Raw genomic sequence first — 18,355 nt, 5'->3', positions numbered from 1 at the left:
ACCGCCCGTCGCGTTCGCCCGCGGGCGGAATGCTGCGACCCTGGACGTATGGACGGCGCGAACCCTGCGGGAACCGGACGGATAACCGGGGTCGACATCGCTCGTGGCGTGGCGCTGCTCGGCATGGTGGCGACCCACGTCTACCCCGCCTTCACCGACACGGCGTCGGACGACCCGGCGGTGTCCCCCGCCTTCACCCTGGCCGCGGGGCGGGCCGCCGCCGCGTTCGCCGTACTCGCCGGCGTGGCTCTGGTGTTGTCCACCCGGCGGCAGAACGCTGCCCAGGCCCGGCTCGCGGTGTTCCTGCGCGCGCTCGGCATCGGGGCGCTCGGCCTGGGCCTCGCCTACGCCGACTCCGGGATCGCCGTGATCCTGGTCTACTACGCGCTGCTGTTCATCCTGGCGCTGCCGCTGCTGCGGGCGTCCGTGCCGGTGCTGGTGACGGTCGCCGTCCTGGCGGTCTTCGCGGTACCCGTCGTCAGCCAGTTCGTCCGCGACGACCTGCCCGAGTCGGACCTGTCGTCGCCCACGTTCGCCGCGCTGGCCGAGCCGGGCCACCTGCTCTCGAAGCTGGCGATCACCGGGGTGTACCCCGCGCTCGCCTGGCTGGGCTACCTCTGCGTCGGAATGGCCGTGGCCCACGCGGACCTGCGCTCACGCCAGGTGGCCACCCGGCTGCTCGTCGGCGGCCTGGCCCTCGCTCTCACGGCACTCGCCGCGTCCTGGCTGCTGCTGGAGCCGCTCGGCGGGCGCGCCGAGCTCGCCAACCCGGCCGAGGTTCCGGGGGTGGGCTCACTGCCGCAGGGCTGGTTCATCGACTCCGGCCTGTACGGCGCGACGCCCACCGACAGCGCCTGGTGGCTGGCTGTCGACACGCCGCACTCGACGACCCCGTTCGACCTCGCGCACACCATCGGGACGGCGCTGGCACTGCTCGGCCTCGCCCTGCTGGTGGCCCGGGTCCCGCTGGTCCGGCCGCTCGCGGCCGTCGGCGCGATGACGCTCACCTGCTACTCGCTGCATGTGGTGGTGATGGCCACCGGCGTGCTCCCGACCGATCCGACCAGGTCGTATCTGCTCCAGGTCCTCGTCGCGCTCACGGCCGCGACGCTCTGGCGGGCGACCGGCCGGCGCGGCCCGGCCGAGGCCGCCGTCTCGGTGCTCCCCCGGGCGGCCCGGCTCGTCCAGGGCCCGACAGCGCCTGGCCGTACGGCGGCGTCAGGTTAGACGTTGAAGCGGAAGTCGACGATGTCGCCGTCGGACATGACGTAGTCCTTGCCCTCCATGCGGACCCGGCCGGCGGCGCGGGCCGCGGCCATGGAGCCCGCGGCCATCAGGTCGTCGTAGGAGACGATCTCGGCCTTGATGAAGCCCCGCTGGAAGTCGCTGTGAATCACGCCGGCCGCCTCGGGGGCGGTCGCTCCGGCCGGGATGGTCCAGGCCCGGGACTCCTTGGGACCCGCGGTCAGGTAGGTCTGCAGCCCGAGCGTGTGGAAGCCGATCCGGGCGAGCTGCGCCAGCCCGCTCTCCTCCTGGCCGAGGGAGGCCAGCAGCTCGGCCGCGTCCGCCTCGGGAAGCTCGATCAGCTCGGCCTCGACCTTCGCGCACAGGATCACCGCGTCGGCGGGGGCCACCAGCTCGGCGAGCTCCTTGTGCCGTCCCGGGTCGGCCAGGACGTCCTCGTCGACGTTGAAGACGTAGAGGAACGGCTTGGCGGTGAGCAGGAACAGCTCGCGCAGCTCCGTGCGGTCGATCGACGGCTCGCTGGACAGCGGCCGCCCGGCGTCGAGCACCTCGTGCGCCGCCTTCATCGCGGCGAGCAGGGACTGCTTCGACCGGTCGAGGCGGGCTTCCTTCTCCAGTTTGGGCAGGCGGGCGCCGATGGTCTGGAGGTCGGCGAGGACCAGCTCGGTGTTGATGGTCTCGATGTCCGCGGACGGGTCGACGGTTCCCTCGACGTGGACCACGTCGGGATCCGAGAAGACCCGCACGACCTGACAGATAGCGTCCGACTCGCGGATGTTCGCGAGGAAGCGGTTGCCCAGGCCCTGGCCCTCCGACGCGCCTCTGACCAGGCCGGCGATGTCGACGAAGCTCACCGTCGCGGGGACGACCCGCGCGCTGGAGAACATCTCGCCGAGCTTCGCGAGCCGCGGATCCGGCACGCCGACGACGCCCACGTTGGGCTCGATCGTCGCGAACGGATAGTTCGCCGCCAGGACCTCGTTACGGGTCAGGGCATTGAAAAGCGTGGACTTGCCGACGTTGGGCAGCCCGACGATGCCTATCGACAGACCCATGACCGAGGAGTCTACGGGTGATCGCCCCCGGCCCCGATCTCGGAGGTCCGGTCGCGACGGCCACCGCCGCCCGCGCGGCACCATGCGGCACCATTGCGACGCCCCCACCGGCCGCCCGCGCGGCCGCGATGCCACCATCGGATCATTCGTGGGCAGAGTAATCGCCACCGTGCCCAACCCGGCCGGTACCGGCGGCGGCGCGCGGCCGTCGCCACGGCCCGCGGCCGGTCCGGGCGGGGCGCGATCCCCGCTCCACGCTGAACTTCCAGGTCGCCGGGCCGTCCGTCGGCGTCCGATCGGCGACCGTGGACGACCCCGTCCCGATCCGTCCGATGGCGGCGTGTCATACCGATCGGTAGCTCATCGTGCATAACGGAATGCCGAAAGTGCAGCTACCAAGACGTGCTCACTTCTCTGACCTATCGCCCTGACGCAGCCGCAAAGTTGGGACGGTACGTTGCCTGGGTGAGTACGCCGCCTCACCGGCAGCCCGCCGGACCGCCGGGAAGGTCCGGGCGTACCCGAGTGCCGGATGATTCGTACCCGCCCGGTCCGCGCACGCGGTCCGGATCACCGCCGCCGCCCACCGTCGTCACCGGGACGCGCCGGGGCCTGACCGCGCTCGGCGCGGGGCTGGTAGCCGTGGTGGTCGGCGGAATCGGCGCCGTCGTCGACTCGCTCCTGTTCGACAATCTCGGCTACGTCTTCGGTGTCCTGTTTGTGGCCGCCTGCGTGCTGGCCGCCATCCGGGTCCATGTTGACGACCTGATCGGTGTCGTGATCATGCCGCCGCTGGCGTACGCCGTGATCACGGTGGTGGCCGGCTTCCTGAACCCCGCGGCCGGCGACGGAAGCACCGGGCTGCGCAACCGCGCGATCGACATCGGCTCCGAGATGATCCTGCACGCTCCCGTGCTGCTCGTGGCGGTCGTCCTGGTGGCGCTGATCTCGGCCGTGCGCGGGCGCCGGGCGCAGGTCGCGCGGCGCGAGCGGCAGCGCTCGCTCGCCCAGTCGGCCGCGGCCCGTCGGCGCCGGCCCCAGTAGCCCCCACCCGGTAGTACCCGCTCGGGTAGAGCCCCGTTCCGATAGAGCCCGGCTCCGGTAGAACCCGCCACCGCGGCGACCGTGGGCCGCGGATCGCCGGTACCACCGCCGGGCGATACCGCCCTCCGAGCGGTGCCACCACCGGGCGGTGCCGCGAGCGGGCCGGCGGCTACCCGCGGTCACACCGACAACCCCTTCGCGGGGGCAGGTCCCCCCGGCCGACACACCAAGGCGCCATTCAAGCCGTTCACCCGCATTCTTCACGGGTTAGCACGCCTGGGCTTTGCTGAGGTCAGCGCGGTGATCCCCCACTGATGGGCACCCGAACGTCACCACCGCAACATCCGGACCGGCGGATCCGTGCAGTACTGTCACGACGTGCCCAACACGCCGGATTACCAGGGACGCACTCGTCGCCCCTGGTGGCGGAGGTGCCGGTGTGGCCATCCGCGGGATTCGCACCGGCATTACCGACCGGGCAGTGACTGCGGCGAATGCGACTGCCCCCGGTTCACCCGGGTGCGTCGCCGCACCGGTCGTTCGGGTGCGCCACCGCCGTAGCGACGTCCATCCGGAGGACGTCGACCGGGCCACGGCCGATCCCGACCGTTCCGCAGCTCCGGCAGCTCCGGCAGCTCCGGCCATTCAGGTAGCTCCGGCAGTTCAGGCAGGCAGCGGCCATGGCGGCCGTCGCCCGGCCAGGCGGTCGCCCTGATCACCGCCTGCCGCGACGCGGGACAGCGACATCGAGGTCGCCGTTCGATCGCCGCGCAGGCAATGCAGTATTCGGAAGTCTCGAATACAGATGATCTAAATTTCTTCAGCAAGACGCAGGAACACCGTCGCCCGCAGGTGCCGAACGGAAGCGCGGCCACTCACCGATGACGTGCCGTTCACCGTTCGATTTCAGCTCACCTCTTGATACGCATCGCCTGACCGTAATGGCACTGCTACACGCAGCAATCACTCATGCTAGATTCCGCTGGACGCCAACCGGTTACATTCCGCGATATGAGCCGACCCGAGCCAAGCGGGCGGCCCGGGGACCGCTGGAGGGGCGAAAAGTGTCTTCCCCGAAATCCGCCATCACCGCGACGTGCAAGGAAAGCAACGAAGGCGCCGGCACCACGGCTCGTTCGGCGTCAGCCGGCCGGGCCCGCGGTCGCAACGCCGCGGTCAACCGGCCGCGGCCGGTGCCGATCCTGCGCTACGACGTCGCCGCCGATCCCCCCGGCCACGCGCCGCGGAGATCGACGGTGACACCCGCAGTCTTCGCGCGCCACCGTCGCATGATCCAGAGATCCCGTCGCCACTTCATGACCGTCGTCAGCTACTGCGCGGCGCTGCGCTCGGCCGACGCGCCGCCCGACGCGATTGTGATCACCTTCGACGGCGACCGCGCGGAGACCTTCGTCGCGGCGCGCGAACTGGCCGAACGAGGCCTGGCCGCCACCGTCTTCGTCACCACCTCCCGCCTCGGGACCCCCGGCATGCTCAGCGAGGCTGACGTACGCCGCCTGCACGAGATGGGCGTCGAGATCGGCGCGGCCGGGCACAGCGGGCGCCGGCTCGACGGTCTGCAGCGCTCCGACATCACCGCGGAGATCACGCTGTGCCGGCGGCGGTTGGCCGCGATCACCGGCGACGAGCCGCGCTCGTTCGCCTACCCCCGCGGGGGCTGGGACCCGACCGCGCGCCAGCTGGTGATCGCGGCCGGCTACGGCGGCGCGTGCGCCGTCGGGCAGGCGCTGTCCCATCAGGATGACGACCCGTTCGCCATCGCCAGGCTGACCGTGGACGGTGGTCTCGCCGACCACCGCGTGCGCGCCTGGCTGGACGGGATCGGCCGGACGCTGCCGCGCACCGTCCCTGCCAGGCCGCGGATCAGGCTCGTCCCGTCGGCGCTGGGGGCACGGGTCCCGGCCCGGGCACCGGCACGGCTGGCCGGCGCGTACCGCCCCCGGTTCGCGCCGCACATCGCCGAGGGGACCCGCCTCCCCGCCCCCGGCCAACCCACACTCCCACCGCTGTGAGCACGGCTTCGCCGGCGGGCGCGCGCGGCGGCGCGGGACGGCGGAGCGGGCCCGTACGCGCCGGCGCGTCCACCATGGCCACCGGCACCACCGGCACCACCGGCACCACCGGCACCACCGGCGCGGCCGCTGCCGCGGCAGCGGCCGTCACCACGGTGACGGCCGCGCTGCTCGCCGTCGCCTTCTGGGTCTGGGCGGCGCACCGGGTCCCGGCGGTCGACGTCGCCGCGGACGCCACCGTCGTGGCGGCTCTGCGGGCGATCGTCCTGCTCGCGCGCGCCGCCGCGCCCGGGCCCGGCGCGCGCCATCGGCTGCGCGCCGGCGGGTTGGCCGCACTCGGCGCGATCACCCTGGCCTGGGCCGGCGGGTCACTGATCCCCGGCCTGGCCTTCCTCACCGCGACCCCCGGCTTCCTGATCCTGCTGCCACTGGCCGCCGCCAGCGTCGCCCTCTGGCCGGCACGCCCCGATGTGTGGCGGTTCAGCGTGTCCCAGGACGCACTGAACCGCCACACATCGGCGGCCGGGAGGCTGGTGGCCTCGGGGGCCTGGGTGCTTCTGGGAGCTTTCCGGGTGGGCGGGCTGGTGTTCGTGGCGGACGTCGCGGCGCGCGGCGGGACGGGGCACCCGCACGTCGCGCTGCTCGCGTGGCTGGCACCGGTCGCGCTGGCGGCCGGCCCGCGCTGCGGCTGGCTGCTCTGGCGGACGAACGGGGCTCCCGGCCCCGCCCCGGCCCGCGTCGCCACCTCGGCAGGACGGCAACGTCCCGTCCGGCGGCTCGGCGCTCCCCGGCGGGTGACGACGGTTCGCGCCGTCCTCGCCCCGGAGTGGGAGCCGCCGTTTCCCGGCTCCCGCCCCAGCCCCGCACCGCACCCCAGCCATGGATCGTCCCCCTCCTCCGGATCGCTGCCCACCCGTGGCTCGCTGCCGGCTTCCGGATCACTGCCGGCTTCCGGGTCGCCGCCGGAGGGCGGATCAGTGGTCCGGCCCAGTGCGCAGCGGTGGGCGCAGGGCCCCCAGCGGCCATCCAGATCCCGGCGTCCCTCGCTGCCGCCGACAAGGTCACCGCAGGCACCGACCCCCCGGTCGCCGTTCTCGGCACTGCCCACGGCACCGGCCGGCTCGGCCCCGTTCGGCAGGACGCCGTTCGGGCGAGCGCGGTTGAGCGCGGCGGGGCGGCGATCGTTCGCCGCGTTCGCCGCGCTCGCGGCCGGCCCTCCCGCTCCGGCCGGGCCGGAACCGGCGACCCGGTCGCGGGTGCTGTGGTCGGCGACCGCGGCGGGGCTGGCCCTCGTGGTCCTCGGTCACCGGATCGGCCCGGCGAGCGCCGCCTTCGCCCTGGCCGTGCTGGCCGTGCTGGCCGTCGGCGGGTTCGCCGGGAACCGCGGTCCGGCGACCCTGCCGTGTGTGGCGGTCGCGCTGGTCGCCGCGCCCCTGCCGTTGGCCCTGCTCGGCGACGACTACGCCGGCCAGGGAACGGCCGGGCTCCGACTGCTCCTGGCCACCCTCGCGATCGACGCCCTGCCGACCGGCACCCGTCCGACCAGCGCCCTGCCGACCGGCGCCGAGCCGGCCGGTGGGGCGCGGGGGGCCGCGCGGCCGGTGATCCGGCGCGGGGCCACGGTGGCCGGGCTGATCGTCGTCGTGGCCCTTCTCCCGATCACGCTGGCGGCCTGGGATGCCGTGGGGGCGGGGCTCGCGCTGCTGGTCGGCCGGGTCGTCGCCGTGGCGCCCGTGGTCCGTCTGCCGGCGCGCCGTGAGCGCGCCGTGGCGCCCGCCGCCGTGGACCCGGGGCAGGCCCGGCCCGCCGCGGCCGCGCCGGTCGCCGGCGGCCGGCACCCCGAGGCCGCCGGCCGCGGCGGCAGACGCGCCCGGATGGCCAGGTTCGCGCCGGGAGACAGCCACCCATCCCGGTCACTGTGAGGACACGGTGACCGACCTTCCGTAACCTGCTGTGGCGTGGAGGAACAGCCGGCCGCACGGGTCCTCATCGTCGAACAGGGTGAGGGTCTCTGGGGCGCCCAGCGCTTCCTGCTGAGGCTCGCCCCGCTGCTGGAGCGGCGCGGGATCGAGCAGATCCTCGCCGCGCCGGCGGACAGCGCGACGGGCGCGGCCTGGCGGGCCGCCGGGCGGTACCACGCCGTCCTGCCGGTGCCGGCGGACCGGACGCTGCGCCGCCCGGACGGCCGCCCGAGCCCCGCGCTGGTCCTGCGCGAGTCCGGCCGGACGGCGGTCCTGGCGGCCCGGACCGCCCGCCTCGCCCGGCGCTTCGGGGTCGACGTCCTACAGGCGAACAGCCACTGGTCGCACCTGGAGGCCGTCGGGGCCTCGGCGCTGTGCCGGCGGCCCGCGCTGCTGCTGCTGCACGAGGAGAACGAGCCGGATCTGGTCGGCCGGCTGCGCGGGCTGGCCGTCCGGGGGGCCGCGCGGTCCGTGGCGGTGAGCGACGCGGTCGCGGCGTCGCTGCCGGGATGGGCCGCCCGGCGCGCGGTGGTGATCCGCAACGGGGTCGACACCGACGCGCTGCGCCCCGGCCCGGCGGACCCGGCCGTGCGGGCCAGCCTGTCGACGGACCCGGCGGCGTTGCTGGTCCTCGCGATGTCCCGCCTCGACCCCCGCAAGGGCGTCGACAAGGTGATCCGCGCGGTGGCCGCGCTGCCGGACCATCTCGGGTCCACCCGGCTGGCGGTCGCGGGCGCGCCCAGCCTGGACCCGGCGTCCGGGGAGTCGCTGCGCCGACTCGGCGCCGAGCTGCTCGGGGACCGGGTGCTGTTCCTCGGGCCGCGTTCGGACGTCGGCGACCTGCTGCGCGCCACCGACGTCCTGGTGCTCGCGTCGAGCCTGGAAGGGCTGCCGCTGAGCGTGCTGGAGGCGCAGGCGTGCGGGCGGCCGGTGGTGGCGTTCCCCACCGCGGGCATCCCGGAGATCGTGACCGACGGAGCGACCGGCCTGATCGCCCGTCAGGACGACGTGGCCGACCTCAGCGCGAAACTCGCCCGGGTGCTCGACGACCGGACGCTGGCCGAGCTGCTCGGCACCCGCGCGCGGGCCAGCGTCGTCGCCCATCACACGCTGGACGCGCAGGCGGACGCGCTGGCCGGCCTGCTGATCAGCCTCGCCGGGCAGGCCCGCGCACGGCGGCACCGCTCGGCCGGCCACGGCAGCACAGCCTATGAGGTGCATCACATGACCGTCGGACACGGTTCGTAGCCGGTCGTTTCGGCGACGCCGCCGCCGGACCGGCGCGAAGCCCGGATCGCCGCCGCCCTAGGGCCACCGGGACTCCGGAGCGCGGCGCGCCCCCGTTCGGGAGTGCTCACCGAAAGCGCGCGGCCCGCGCCACCCTGCCACCGGGACACCTTCCCCGTAACCATCTGGTGACGGTTGCGTAGAGCGACGCCGCATGCACATGAGTTCGGCCGATTACTTTCAGGTCGACTCCTGCGCAGGAATTTGATTCCTATCGCGCATCGTGTCCATGACCAGCACTTCGAGGATCAATCTGATCCGCCTGCTGACGCGTGGTGCCCACTCTGGCAACGGTGGGCGACAGGCCTGTCGTGACCGGCGGCCAGGACGCCTGCGTCCCAGCTCGACCGTGATGCCCGTTCCCAGGGGGGGAAATGACATCCGATCCGCACGCCCCGACCGCGACCGCGCCGACGGTGGGCACGCCCACCGTCAGCGTCGTCGTCCCGACGCTCAACGAGGCGCGCAACCTGCCCCATGTCCTGCGTCGGCTGCCGGCTGACGCGGAGATCGTCCTGGTGGACGGCCGCTCCACCGACGACACGGTCGCCGTGGCGCGCCGGCTGCGCCCGGACGTCGTCGTCGTACACCAGAACCGCCGCGGCAAGGGCAACGCGCTCGCCTGCGGTTTCGCCGCCGCCACCGGCGACATCCTCGTGATGTTCGACGCGGACGGTTCAGCCGACCCCGGCGAGATCACCGACTTCGTCCGGGTGCTCCGCGCGGGCGCCGACTTCGCGAAGGGCTCCCGCTTTCTGCCGGGCGGCGGCAGCAGCGACATCACCCGGCTGCGGCACGCGGGCAACCTTGCCCTGAGCGGCCTGGTCAACGGCCTGATCAGGTGCCACTACTCCGACCTGTGCTACGGCTACAACGCCTTCTGGCGGCACTGCCTGCCCGTTCTCGACCTCGCGCCCGGCGATCACGGGCCGGAGCGCCAGTGGGGCGACGGCTTCGAGGTCGAGACGCTCATCAACATCCGCATCGCCCGGGCCGGGCTCCGGGTCGTCGAGATGCCCAGCTTCGAGCATCCGCGCATCCACGGCGCCAGCAACCTCAACGCCGTCTCGGACGGCCTGCGGGTGCTGCGCACGATCATGGCCGAATCGCGGTACCGGGAGTCACGGGCGGCGGCGTCCCGCGGGCCGCTACGGCAGCCGGTCGGTGCCTGCGCCGGCGCGCCGGCGCAGGAGCCCGCCGGGGCCCTCGCCGGCGCGCCGCCGCGCGCCCGGGTGCCGTGGGCGGCGGCCGGCCACCCCGGAATCCGCGTCTCCGCCACCGCGCACGCCTGGGTGGACGAGACCCGGGCCGAGCGCGCGTGACCCGCGCGCCCAGCTCGGCACCGGCCTCCAGCCCGACACCGGCCTCCAGCCCGACGCTGACCTCCAGCCCGGCACCGGCGCCCGGCCCGGCCGCGGAATCCAGTTCGGCTCTCACTTCCGCCTCCGTCGTGATCTGCGCTTATACCGAGGCCCGGTGGGAGTGCATCCGCACCGCCGTGGACAGCATCATCGGCCAGCGACGGCCGGCAGCCGAGATCATTCTCGTGGTGGATCACAACGAGGCCCTGCTGCACCGGGCCCGGGCTGCGTTCGGAGCGGCCGGTGTCACCGTCGTCCCGAACACGCATCCGCGGGGCCTGTCCGGTGCCCGCAACACGGGGGTCGAGCTGTCGACCTCCGAGGTAGTCGCGTTCCTGGACGACGACGCACGCGCCGAGGTCGAGTGGCTCGCCCGGTTGCTCCCGCACTACGCCGACCCGGCGGTGCAGGGTGTCGGTGGCCTCGTCGTGCCCGACTGGCCCGGCGCCCGGCCCCACTGGTTCCCGCCGGAGTTCGGCTGGGTCGTGGGCTGCAGCTATCCGGGGTTGCCGACCACCGTCGCGCCGATCCGCAACCCGATCGGCGCGGCGATGTCACTGCGCCGCTCCGCGTGGACGTCCGTCGCCGGTTTCACCGACGGGCTGGGCCGCCTGGGCGCGACGCCGCTGGGCTGCGAGGAGACCGAGCTCTACATCCGGGTCCACCGGGACGTCCCCGGGGCGTCGGTCCTGCATGTCCCGGACGCGGTCGTCACCCATCAGGTCACGGACGAGCGGGCGACCTGGGACTACTTCCGGCGCCGCTGCTACGCGGAGGGGCTGTCGAAGGCCATGGTGAGCGCACGGGTCGGCTCCGGGCCGGCACTCGCGTCCGAGCGGGCCTACCTGCGCTCGGTGCTGCCCCAGGCCGTGGCGCGCGACCTGCGCCACCGGGGCGACCGCCGGCGCGCGGCGGCGGCCGCGGCCGGCCTCGCCCTCACCGCCGCCGGTTACGCCCGCGGCCTGCTCGCCACCCGCGGCCCCCGCGCCACCCACCGGCCGCCCGCCGCCGTCAGCGGCGAAGGCCCGGGGACCCGCTGGTCGGGAGCCGTCTGGCCGGGCGAGCTGGACCTGGCCGACCCGACCGCCACCCCCCGGCGCCCGACCGCCATCCCCGGCTCGACGGCGGACGGGCCTGAGGGCTACCGCCAGGCCCGGGTTCTCGTCCGGTGGGACGGCGTTCCCGTCGGCTTCGTCGGCCTGGTGCCGGCCGAGGGCACCGTGACCGCCGCCGCGGTCCGCGCCACCGCCGAACGCGACCTCGCCGCCGAGCTCGCCGGCGTCCGGGCGGACATCGCCCGGTTCGGCCCGGTCAACCAAGCCGAGCCGGTCAACCAAGCCGAGCCGGTCGAGCGGGTGAGTGTCATCGTCTGCACCCGGGACCGGGCCGCGCTCCTGCCGGCCTGCCTGGGACGGCTGCGCGCGCTGCGGTACCCCGACCTGGAGATCGTCATCGTCGACAACGCGCCGACCGACGGCCTCACCCGGGCGGCGTTCGACCGGGAGGTCGGCGGGGACCCGCGTTTCCGGTATGTGCGTGAGGATCTCCCCGGGCTGTCCCGGGCCCGCAACCGCGGGCTGGCGGCGGCCACCGGCGAGGTGGTCGCGTTCACCGACGACGACGTCGCCGTCGACCCGTGGTGGGTGCGCGGGCTCGTCCGCGGTTTCACCCGGCGCGCGGACGTCGCCTGCGTCACCGGGCTCGTCCCCGCCGCCACCCTGGACAGCGCGGCCGAGCGCTACTTCGACGCCCGGGTGAGCTGGGGGACGAACTGCCGGCCCGAGGTGTACGACGCGGTTACCGGGCCGTCCGCGCTGCACCCGTTCACCGCCGGGCTGCTCGGCACCGGCGCGAACTTCGCGGTCCGCACGGCGACGCTGCGCGCGCTCGGCGGCTTCGACGCGGCGCTCGGCGCCGGCACACCGACCGGCGGCGGCGAGGACATCGACCTGTTCCTGCGGGTGCTGCTGGCCGGGCACGCGCTCGCCTACGAGCCGTCCGCACTGGCCTGGCACAGCCACCGGGCCGATCTCGACGCGCTGCGCCGCCAGCTCTTCGGCTACGGGACGGGCCTGTCCGCCTACCTGAGCAAGCACCTCGCCGACCCGTGCAGCCGGTCCCGGATGATCCGTCGGATCCCGGCGGCCGCCGGTCACCTGCGGGCCCTGACCCTGCGCGGCGGCGGCCCCGCCGGGGCCGGGGCCGGGGCTGGGGCTGGGGCTGGGGCTGGGGCTGGGGCCGACGACAGCCGCGGCGGTGCCGGGGGGCCGTCGCTCGGGCGGGCGCTCGCCGCTCGCGAATGGGCCGGATTCGCCGCCGGCCCGGTCTACTACGCGCGGTCGCGGTACGCGCGGCGGTCGACCGACCGTGCGGCCCGGCGGGGGCGGGAGGCCGACGCCCGGTGAGCGACCCCCGACTCGACCGCGCCGTGCACCTGGCGCTGCTGGCCGTCGCCGCGGTGACCGCGGGGATGGTCGCGGCGGGGTACACCGGCCCGCTGCGCCCGCTCGCCGCGCTGGTCACCGCGGCGCTGCTGCCGGGCGCGGCCGTCGTGGCCCTGCTGCCCCGGATCATCCGGGCGCCGCGGCCGGACACCGCCACCTGGATCATGCTGGCCTGCGCCTTCAGCCTCGCCGTCGAGACGGTCTGCGCGCTGGCGATGGTCTGGCTGCGGTGGTGGCGCCCGGCCCCGGCCGCCGCAGTCCTCGGGGTGCTCGCCGCGGTGATCCTCACCGCGCACCTGCGCCGCCCGGCCACCACGAAGCGACCGACCACCACGGAGCGACCGACCGCCCCGGCGCGCCCGGCCCCTTCGGCACGACCGGCCCGTCCGGCGAAACCGGTGGAGGCGGCGCGAGCGGCGGACGGACGGTGAGCACGATCGCGCCGCGCGGGTGGCGTGCCGCGACCTGGGCGGTGCCGCGCCCGGACGCGGCCGTCGCGGTGCCGGTGGCGCTCACCGGCGCCGGCCTCCTGCTGTGGCTGGTCTCGCTGGGCGACATCGACCTGGCCCGGATGAACGACTACGGCCTGCTGCCGGCGCTGCCCGCCACCTGGTTCGCCGGGATCGCGCTGCTGCTGGCGGCGGCCGCGGCGGGCGTCTGCCAGGCCCGGTCCCGACCGGGGCTGATCGCCCTGGCCACCGCCGCGCTGGTGGTCGCGCTCTACGGGACCGTCCCGGCGGTCTCGGCCACCCCGCAGTACTTCTGGGTCTACAAGCACATCGGGGTCACCAGGTACATCGAGCTGCACGGGTCGGTCACCGCGGGCATCGACATCTACCATCGGTGGCCGGGGTTCTTCGCCGTGGCGGCCGCGTTCTCGTGGCTGGCGGGCCGGCCGAACCCGGTCGACTACGCCGGCTGGGCCGAGGTCTTCTTCACGCTGGTCAGCACGGTCGGCGTCGCCGCCCTCGGCCGCCGGCTGCTCGGGGACGCCCGGCTCGGCCAGCTCGCCGCCCTGCTGTTCGCGCTGACGAACTGGGTGGGCCAGAGCTACTTCGCGCCGCAGGCGTTCGCCTTCGCCCTCTCCCTGGGCATCTTCATCCTGCTGTTCGACCACTTCGGCGACGTCCGCGGGAACCCGGTGCGGCGCGTGGTGCTGCGGGCCGCCGGGGCTCTGGTGCGCCGGCGGCTCGTGCTGGAACCACTGCGCACCGCGGCCCCCCGCGGCGGGCGGCGGGAACGGCTCGCCACCGCCGCGCTGGTGGTGCTCCTGCAGGTCGCGGTGGTCGCGAGCCACCAGCTCACCCCGTACATGCTGGTCCTCGGGGTCGCCGGGCTGGCCGTGCTCGGCGTCGTCCGCCCGTGGTGGGTGGTCGGCACGCTCGCCGTGGTGACCGTCGCCTACCTGATCCCCAACCTGAGCTTCGTGCAGCACAGCTTCGGGCTGTTCTCCGGGGTCGACCCGATCGACAACGTACGGACGCAGGGGCTGTTCCGCCCCGACCCCATGCCCGGCAAGGATCTCAACGGCCTGACCGGCCAACTGCTGAGCCTGTCGATCTGGCTGCTGGCCGCAGTCGGGGCGGTGCGCTGGGCGCGGCGGTCCCCCCGCCCCGCCGGCTCACCCGGTCCCGCCGGCCCCGCCGGCCCCGCCGAGGGGGACGCCTGGGCGCTCGTGCCGGTCGTGCTGGTCCTGGCCACCGGAGTCCTGGTCGTCGGGCAGAACTACGGCGGCGAGGGGATCCTTCGGGTGGTCCTGTTCTCCCTGCCCTGGTCGGCGATCCTGGCCGCGCGGGCCCTCGCCCCCGGCGACGGCGGATGGCGGCCGCGCCGGGCCCCGTCGATCCTGGCGGTCACCGCCGGGCTCGGCGCCCTGTTCGTCCCGGCGTTCTTCGGCCAGGCCGCGATGAACATCATCCCGCCCGACGAGGTGCGGGCCGCGGACCATCTCTACTCCGCCGGCACCCCCGGTGTGCCGATCGTGCTCGCCACGCCCGACTTCCCGGTGAAGCTCGCGGACACCTACGACCGCTTCGGCCCGAACGAGCAGAACGTGCCCGCGCTGCTCGACCACGCCGAGCTCCGCGACCATCCGCTCGGCCCGTCGGACGTCGGCGCCGTCACGACGGTGCTGGACTGGTACGGCCGGGAGGGCTACCTGGTCTTCGGCACCTCCGAGGAGACGTACGCCGACATCTACCGGCTCACCCCGCCCGGCGCGCTGCGGTCGCTGGAGACGGCGCTGGTGCGGTCCGGCCGTTTCCGTCTGTGGTACTCGACCCCGAACACCCGGATCTACCACTACCAGGCCGCCGCTCCCGCTCCCGGGGCCGCCGGCACCGCGCCGCGGACCGCTCACCCGACCGGCGGTGCCTCGTGACCGAGCGGGTGGGAACGCCGCTGTACCGCAACGGCGCGGCACTCGCGCTGAGCGGGCTGCTCTCGGGAGTCCTGGGTGCCGGGTTCTGGATCGCGGCCGCCCACACCACCCCGCGGGCCTCGGTCGGTGAGGCGACCGCGCTCGTCTCCGCGATGATGGCGCTGTCCATGCTGGGCCAGCTCAATCTGGGGCCGGCGCTCGCCACCTTCCTGCCCCGGGCCGGGCGGCGACGCGCCTCGCTGGTCGCCGGCGGCACCGCCACGGCGGCCGGGCTGAGCCTGCTGCTCGGCGCGGGGTTCGCGCTGGGCGCGCCGCGGCTCACCGACGCGTTCCCCGTGCTCGACAACCCGCTGGCCGCGGCCGGCTTCGCGCTCTCCGTCGGCCTCTGGTCGGTGTTCGCGCTGCAGGACGCCGTCCTCACCGGCCTGCGGCGCGCCCCCTGGGTGCCGGTGAAGAGCGCCGCTTACAACACCGCGAAGTTCGCGATGCTGCTCGCCGTCGGCGGCACCACCTGGGCGCTGCTGACCGCCTGGATCGTCCCCGCCGCGATCGCGGCCGTGCCGGTCGCCTACCTGCTGTTCAGCCGGGTGCTGCCGACCGCGGCCGAGCCGCAGCCCGGCGCCGACGGCCGGGCGTTCCGCCGGTTCCTGGCCGGCGAGTCCACGGCGATGGTGCTCGACCAGATCGGCGTCACACTGCTGCCGGTGCTGGTCGTGGTTCTGGTCGGGCCGCGGGCCGCCGCCCCGTTCGGGCTGGTCTGGATGATCGTCCAGGCCCTGGACGCGCTGGTGATCGGCCTCGGGTCGTCCCTGGTGGTCGAGGGCGCCCAGGCCGGCGCGGACGTCGACGCCATGCACCGGACGATGCGCCGGCGGACGCTGGCCGGCCTCGCGGTGATCGCGGTCGTCGCCGAGCTCGGCGCCCCGCTGCTACTACGCGTGTTCGGGAACCAGTACGCAGAGGAGGGCGCCGGCCTGTTCCGCCTGCTGCTTCTCGGCAGCCTCGGCCGGACGGTCGTCACGCTGGCGATCTGCGCCGCGCGGGCCCAGCTGCGGGTCGGCTGGATCGTCCGGATGCACCTGCTGCTCGCCGTGCTGGTCCCGGGCAGCGCGCTGCTGCTGGGCCAGCGCATCGGGTTGCTCGGGGTCGGTCTGGCCTGGGCCGGAGCGCAGTTCGTCGCCGCGGTGATCGTGCTCGTCGGCGAGCGGACCGGCCGGCCGTGGCCCCGCCCGCGCCGCTCGGCGAACCCGCGCCAGCCGGCGAGTCCGTATCAGCCGGCGAGTCCGTGCCAGCCGGAGATCTCCGCGCCCCGGCCAGCGCCTCAGGCACCACTCCAGGTAGCCACTCAGGCACCGCCGCAGGCGGCACCGCTCGCAGCGCCACAAGGAGGACATCGATGACGGCCCCGCCCGGGACGACCGCAACGACGGCGACCACAGTCGGGGGCGCCGGACGGGTGCGCCGGCACGTCGGCACCCGCATGCCCGGGCGCGACCGGGCCTGGCGGGGCACCCGCACGATCATCACGCTGGCGGGCGTCGACGCCCCGAGTGCCGACGCGATGCGCGCCACCCTGCGCCGGCTCGCCGCGCTGGACCCCGGCCACCGGCTGTTCCGCCGTCCCGGGACGCTGTTCACCCCCGCCCGGCCCGGACCATCCGCCGTGACCCGCTGGTTCCCCGTGCCACCGGCCGAGCTGGACGACTTCTGCGACCGGATGGTGCTCGAGCTCGACGGCCCCGCGGGCGACCCCGACGCCTGGCAGCGGCACCTGTACGACCGGGCCGACCCCGACCTGCCGTTCCGGATGGCGACCGGCGACGGTCTGGTGGCGGTGTCCGTCGAGCATCCCCTGCTGGACGGCCGGCCGGCCCTGGCGTTCCTCGCCGAGCTCACGGCACGGGCGCAGGACGGCGCGCCGCCGACCGCGATGGTCCGCACCGGCCCGCGGCACCCGCTCGCGACGGCCCTCGCCGAGCGCTACGCCCGCGACCCCCGCCGGCTGTCCGCGACCGCGCGGGCCCGGCGGGACACGATCGCCGCCGAGCCGCCGGGAACCCCGCACCGTCCCTGGCGGCCGGACTTCGCCTCGGCGTCCGGCGCCGGCGACCCGGCCGTGCTGCCGGCGCTGCGCCGCTGGCGGGCCCGCAACACACCCGGTGTCACCAGGACGGCCGTCCTGTTCGCCGCCGCCCGGGCGGCGCTGATCGAGACCGGGCTGCCGCCGTCACCCGGGCTGCACGTCCTCGCGGACAACCGCCGCTACCTGCCCGGCCCGGCCGACCTGCATGGGAACTTCAGCGTCGGGGTGTACCTGGACCCGCCCGACCCGCTGGACCCGGTGTCGATCGCCGGCGCGCTCGACACCGGGCTCGGCGCGGGACGCCCGCTGGCCACGATGACCCTGCTGGCCGCGCGCGCCCAGCTCCGCCGGCCCGCCGGCCCGGCCCGGACGGTGCGGGCCACGCCCCGGCCGTCGCTGGTCCTGAACTATCTGGGGCGCCTGCGCGAGATCGAGCGGGTGTCCTGGCGGGCCGGCTGCCCGCCCCGGTTCCTCGCGGCGAGCACCCCGGGCCACCCGGAGCTGGTCACGTTCACGCTCACGGAGATCATGGGCCGGCTGCAGGTCAGCGCCGCCTTCCACGCGAGCACCTTCGACCCGGCGCTGGTCCGGCGGGCGGTGGACGCGCTCTGCGCCGACCCCGTCGGCCTGCTCGAACGTGCCGGCGCCGGCCGACCCGGAGCTGTCGCCGCCGGGTGAGACGCGGCTGGTCGGCGCCGGTCAGGCGCCGGTGGGCAGGCCGGGGGCGGCGTGCCTGGCGGCGCCGCGGGCCGTCGGTGAGACGGGTACGTCGTCGCGGGCCGGTGCGGTGCGCAGCACCAGGTCGGCGACCGGACTCGTCACGCCCAGCCAGTACCGCTCGTTGCGGTAGTGGTGCAGCCGGTGCCCGCGCCAGACCCGCCGGTAGAACCGGCTCGACGGGCGGACGGCCGTGTGCACGAGGAAATGCGTCCAGTCGTAGGCCAGCGCGCCCAGCCCGGCGCACACCGCCGCGGTGCCGAGCGCCGGGGGCCCCAGCGCCGCGAGGCCGACGGCGAGCGCCCCGCCCGCGGTCACCTCCCGGGGCCGCAGGAACATCGTGTCCAGGTTCGCCGGATCACGGTGGTGCTGCTCGTGCCCGTAGCCGGCGAGCTGGTAGCCGACCGACCCGAGCCGCCCGCCCGGCCGGGCGTGCAGCAGCCCGCGGTGCACCGCCCACTCGACGAACGGCTGCGCGGCCAGGCAGGCCGCGGCGGTGACGACATCACGGCGGCGCAGCGGACCACGCACGGCCCGCGCCACGCCGACCGCGCCCACGCACCCGAGGAGAACCGGCGGGCGCGGATGGGCGACGAACCGCCGCAGCGCCTGCGGAAGCGTCCGGATCTCGGCCGCGCTGCCGTGCGGGCCGGGCCGGTCCAGCCGCGCCACCGCCCGTCCGAGCGGAGCCGTCAGCCGCCGGCCACCGGTCCTGGCTCCGCGGACGAGAGTGGGCATCGCGCTC

At 75.4% G+C, this 18,355-nt stretch carries 13 protein-coding genes; 11 read left to right on the top strand and 2 right to left on the bottom strand.

The annotated features are described in order from the left end of the window. The first annotated feature begins 48 nt into the window (after window positions 1-48). Window positions 49-1,227, top strand: a complete 1,179-nt coding sequence (locus B056_RS0112350) for a heparan-alpha-glucosaminide N-acetyltransferase domain-containing protein (RefSeq protein WP_018502175.1) — start codon at window positions 49-51, stop codon at window positions 1,225-1,227. On the opposite strand, the gene ychF is transcribed toward B056_RS0112350, so the two are convergent. Continuing rightward, complete coding sequence (ychF, locus tag B056_RS0112345; protein WP_018502174.1) at window positions 1,224-2,300, bottom strand: redox-regulated ATPase YchF; 1,077 nt, start codon at window positions 2,298-2,300, stop codon at window positions 1,224-1,226. The genes B056_RS0112350 and ychF overlap by 4 nt on opposite strands. 525 nt (window positions 2,301-2,825) lie before the next feature. Here ychF and B056_RS0112340 point away from each other — a divergent pair. From B056_RS0112340 to B056_RS0112285, 10 genes are all read left to right on the top strand, one after another. Continuing rightward, window positions 2,826-3,344, top strand: a complete 519-nt coding sequence (locus tag B056_RS0112340) for a DUF6542 domain-containing protein (protein WP_018502173.1) — start codon at window positions 2,826-2,828, stop codon at window positions 3,342-3,344. Between the two features lie 1,316 nt (window positions 3,345-4,660). Continuing rightward, window positions 4,661-5,377 carry a polysaccharide deacetylase family protein gene (locus B056_RS0112335; protein ID WP_230202960.1) on the top strand — a complete coding sequence of 239 codons (717 nt, stop codon included), beginning with the start codon at window positions 4,661-4,663 and terminating at the stop codon, window positions 5,375-5,377. Next, entirely contained in the window at window positions 5,374-7,299 is a 1,926-nt protein-coding gene (locus B056_RS0112330) for a hypothetical protein (RefSeq protein ID WP_230202959.1), read from the top strand. The genes B056_RS0112335 and B056_RS0112330 overlap by 4 nt, the downstream gene beginning before the upstream one ends. 36 nt (window positions 7,300-7,335) lie before the next feature. Then, the gene (locus B056_RS0112325) at window positions 7,336-8,586 is read left to right on the top strand and encodes a glycosyltransferase family 4 protein (RefSeq protein ID WP_018502170.1); all 1,251 of its coding nucleotides are present in this window, start codon (window positions 7,336-7,338) and stop codon (window positions 8,584-8,586) included. 413 nt (window positions 8,587-8,999) lie between these two features. Beyond that, complete coding sequence (locus B056_RS36240) at window positions 9,000-9,947, top strand: glycosyltransferase family 2 protein (protein ID WP_018502169.1); 948 nt, start codon at window positions 9,000-9,002, stop codon at window positions 9,945-9,947. Between the two features lie 128 nt (window positions 9,948-10,075). Continuing rightward, a complete protein-coding gene (locus B056_RS42685) occupies window positions 10,076-12,391 on the top strand; it encodes a glycosyltransferase family 2 protein (RefSeq protein WP_230202958.1) in 2,316 nt (771 codons plus the stop codon). After that, the gene (locus tag B056_RS36225; protein ID WP_018502167.1) at window positions 12,388-12,861 is read left to right on the top strand and encodes a hypothetical protein; all 474 of its coding nucleotides are present in this window, start codon (window positions 12,388-12,390) and stop codon (window positions 12,859-12,861) included. The genes B056_RS42685 and B056_RS36225 overlap by 4 nt, the downstream gene beginning before the upstream one ends. After that, window positions 12,858-14,810: a hypothetical protein gene (locus B056_RS0112295; RefSeq protein ID WP_018502166.1), complete on the top strand. Its 1,953-nt coding sequence runs from the start codon at window positions 12,858-12,860 to the stop codon at window positions 14,808-14,810. The genes B056_RS36225 and B056_RS0112295 overlap by 4 nt, the downstream gene beginning before the upstream one ends. Next, a complete protein-coding gene (locus B056_RS0112290; RefSeq protein ID WP_018502165.1) occupies window positions 14,807-16,210 on the top strand; it encodes a lipopolysaccharide biosynthesis protein in 1,404 nt (467 codons plus the stop codon). The genes B056_RS0112295 and B056_RS0112290 overlap by 4 nt, the downstream gene beginning before the upstream one ends. Then, window positions 16,207-17,571, top strand: coding sequence for a hypothetical protein (locus B056_RS0112285; RefSeq protein WP_035751331.1), 1,365 nt, complete (start codon window positions 16,207-16,209; stop codon window positions 17,569-17,571). The genes B056_RS0112290 and B056_RS0112285 overlap by 4 nt, the downstream gene beginning before the upstream one ends. Window positions 17,572-17,592: 21 nt before the next feature. On the opposite strand, the gene B056_RS0112280 is transcribed toward B056_RS0112285, so the two are convergent. After that, complete coding sequence (locus tag B056_RS0112280; protein WP_018502163.1) at window positions 17,593-18,348, bottom strand: sterol desaturase family protein; 756 nt, start codon at window positions 18,346-18,348, stop codon at window positions 17,593-17,595. Between the last annotated feature and the right edge of the window lie 7 nt (window positions 18,349-18,355).

The organism is Parafrankia discariae (genome assembly GCF_000373365.1).
Taxonomy (GTDB): domain Bacteria; phylum Actinomycetota; class Actinomycetes; order Frankiales; family Frankiaceae; genus Parafrankia; species Parafrankia discariae.
Note: the sequence above shows the minus strand (reverse complement) of the source record. Positions and strands in the feature narration are given on the sequence as shown.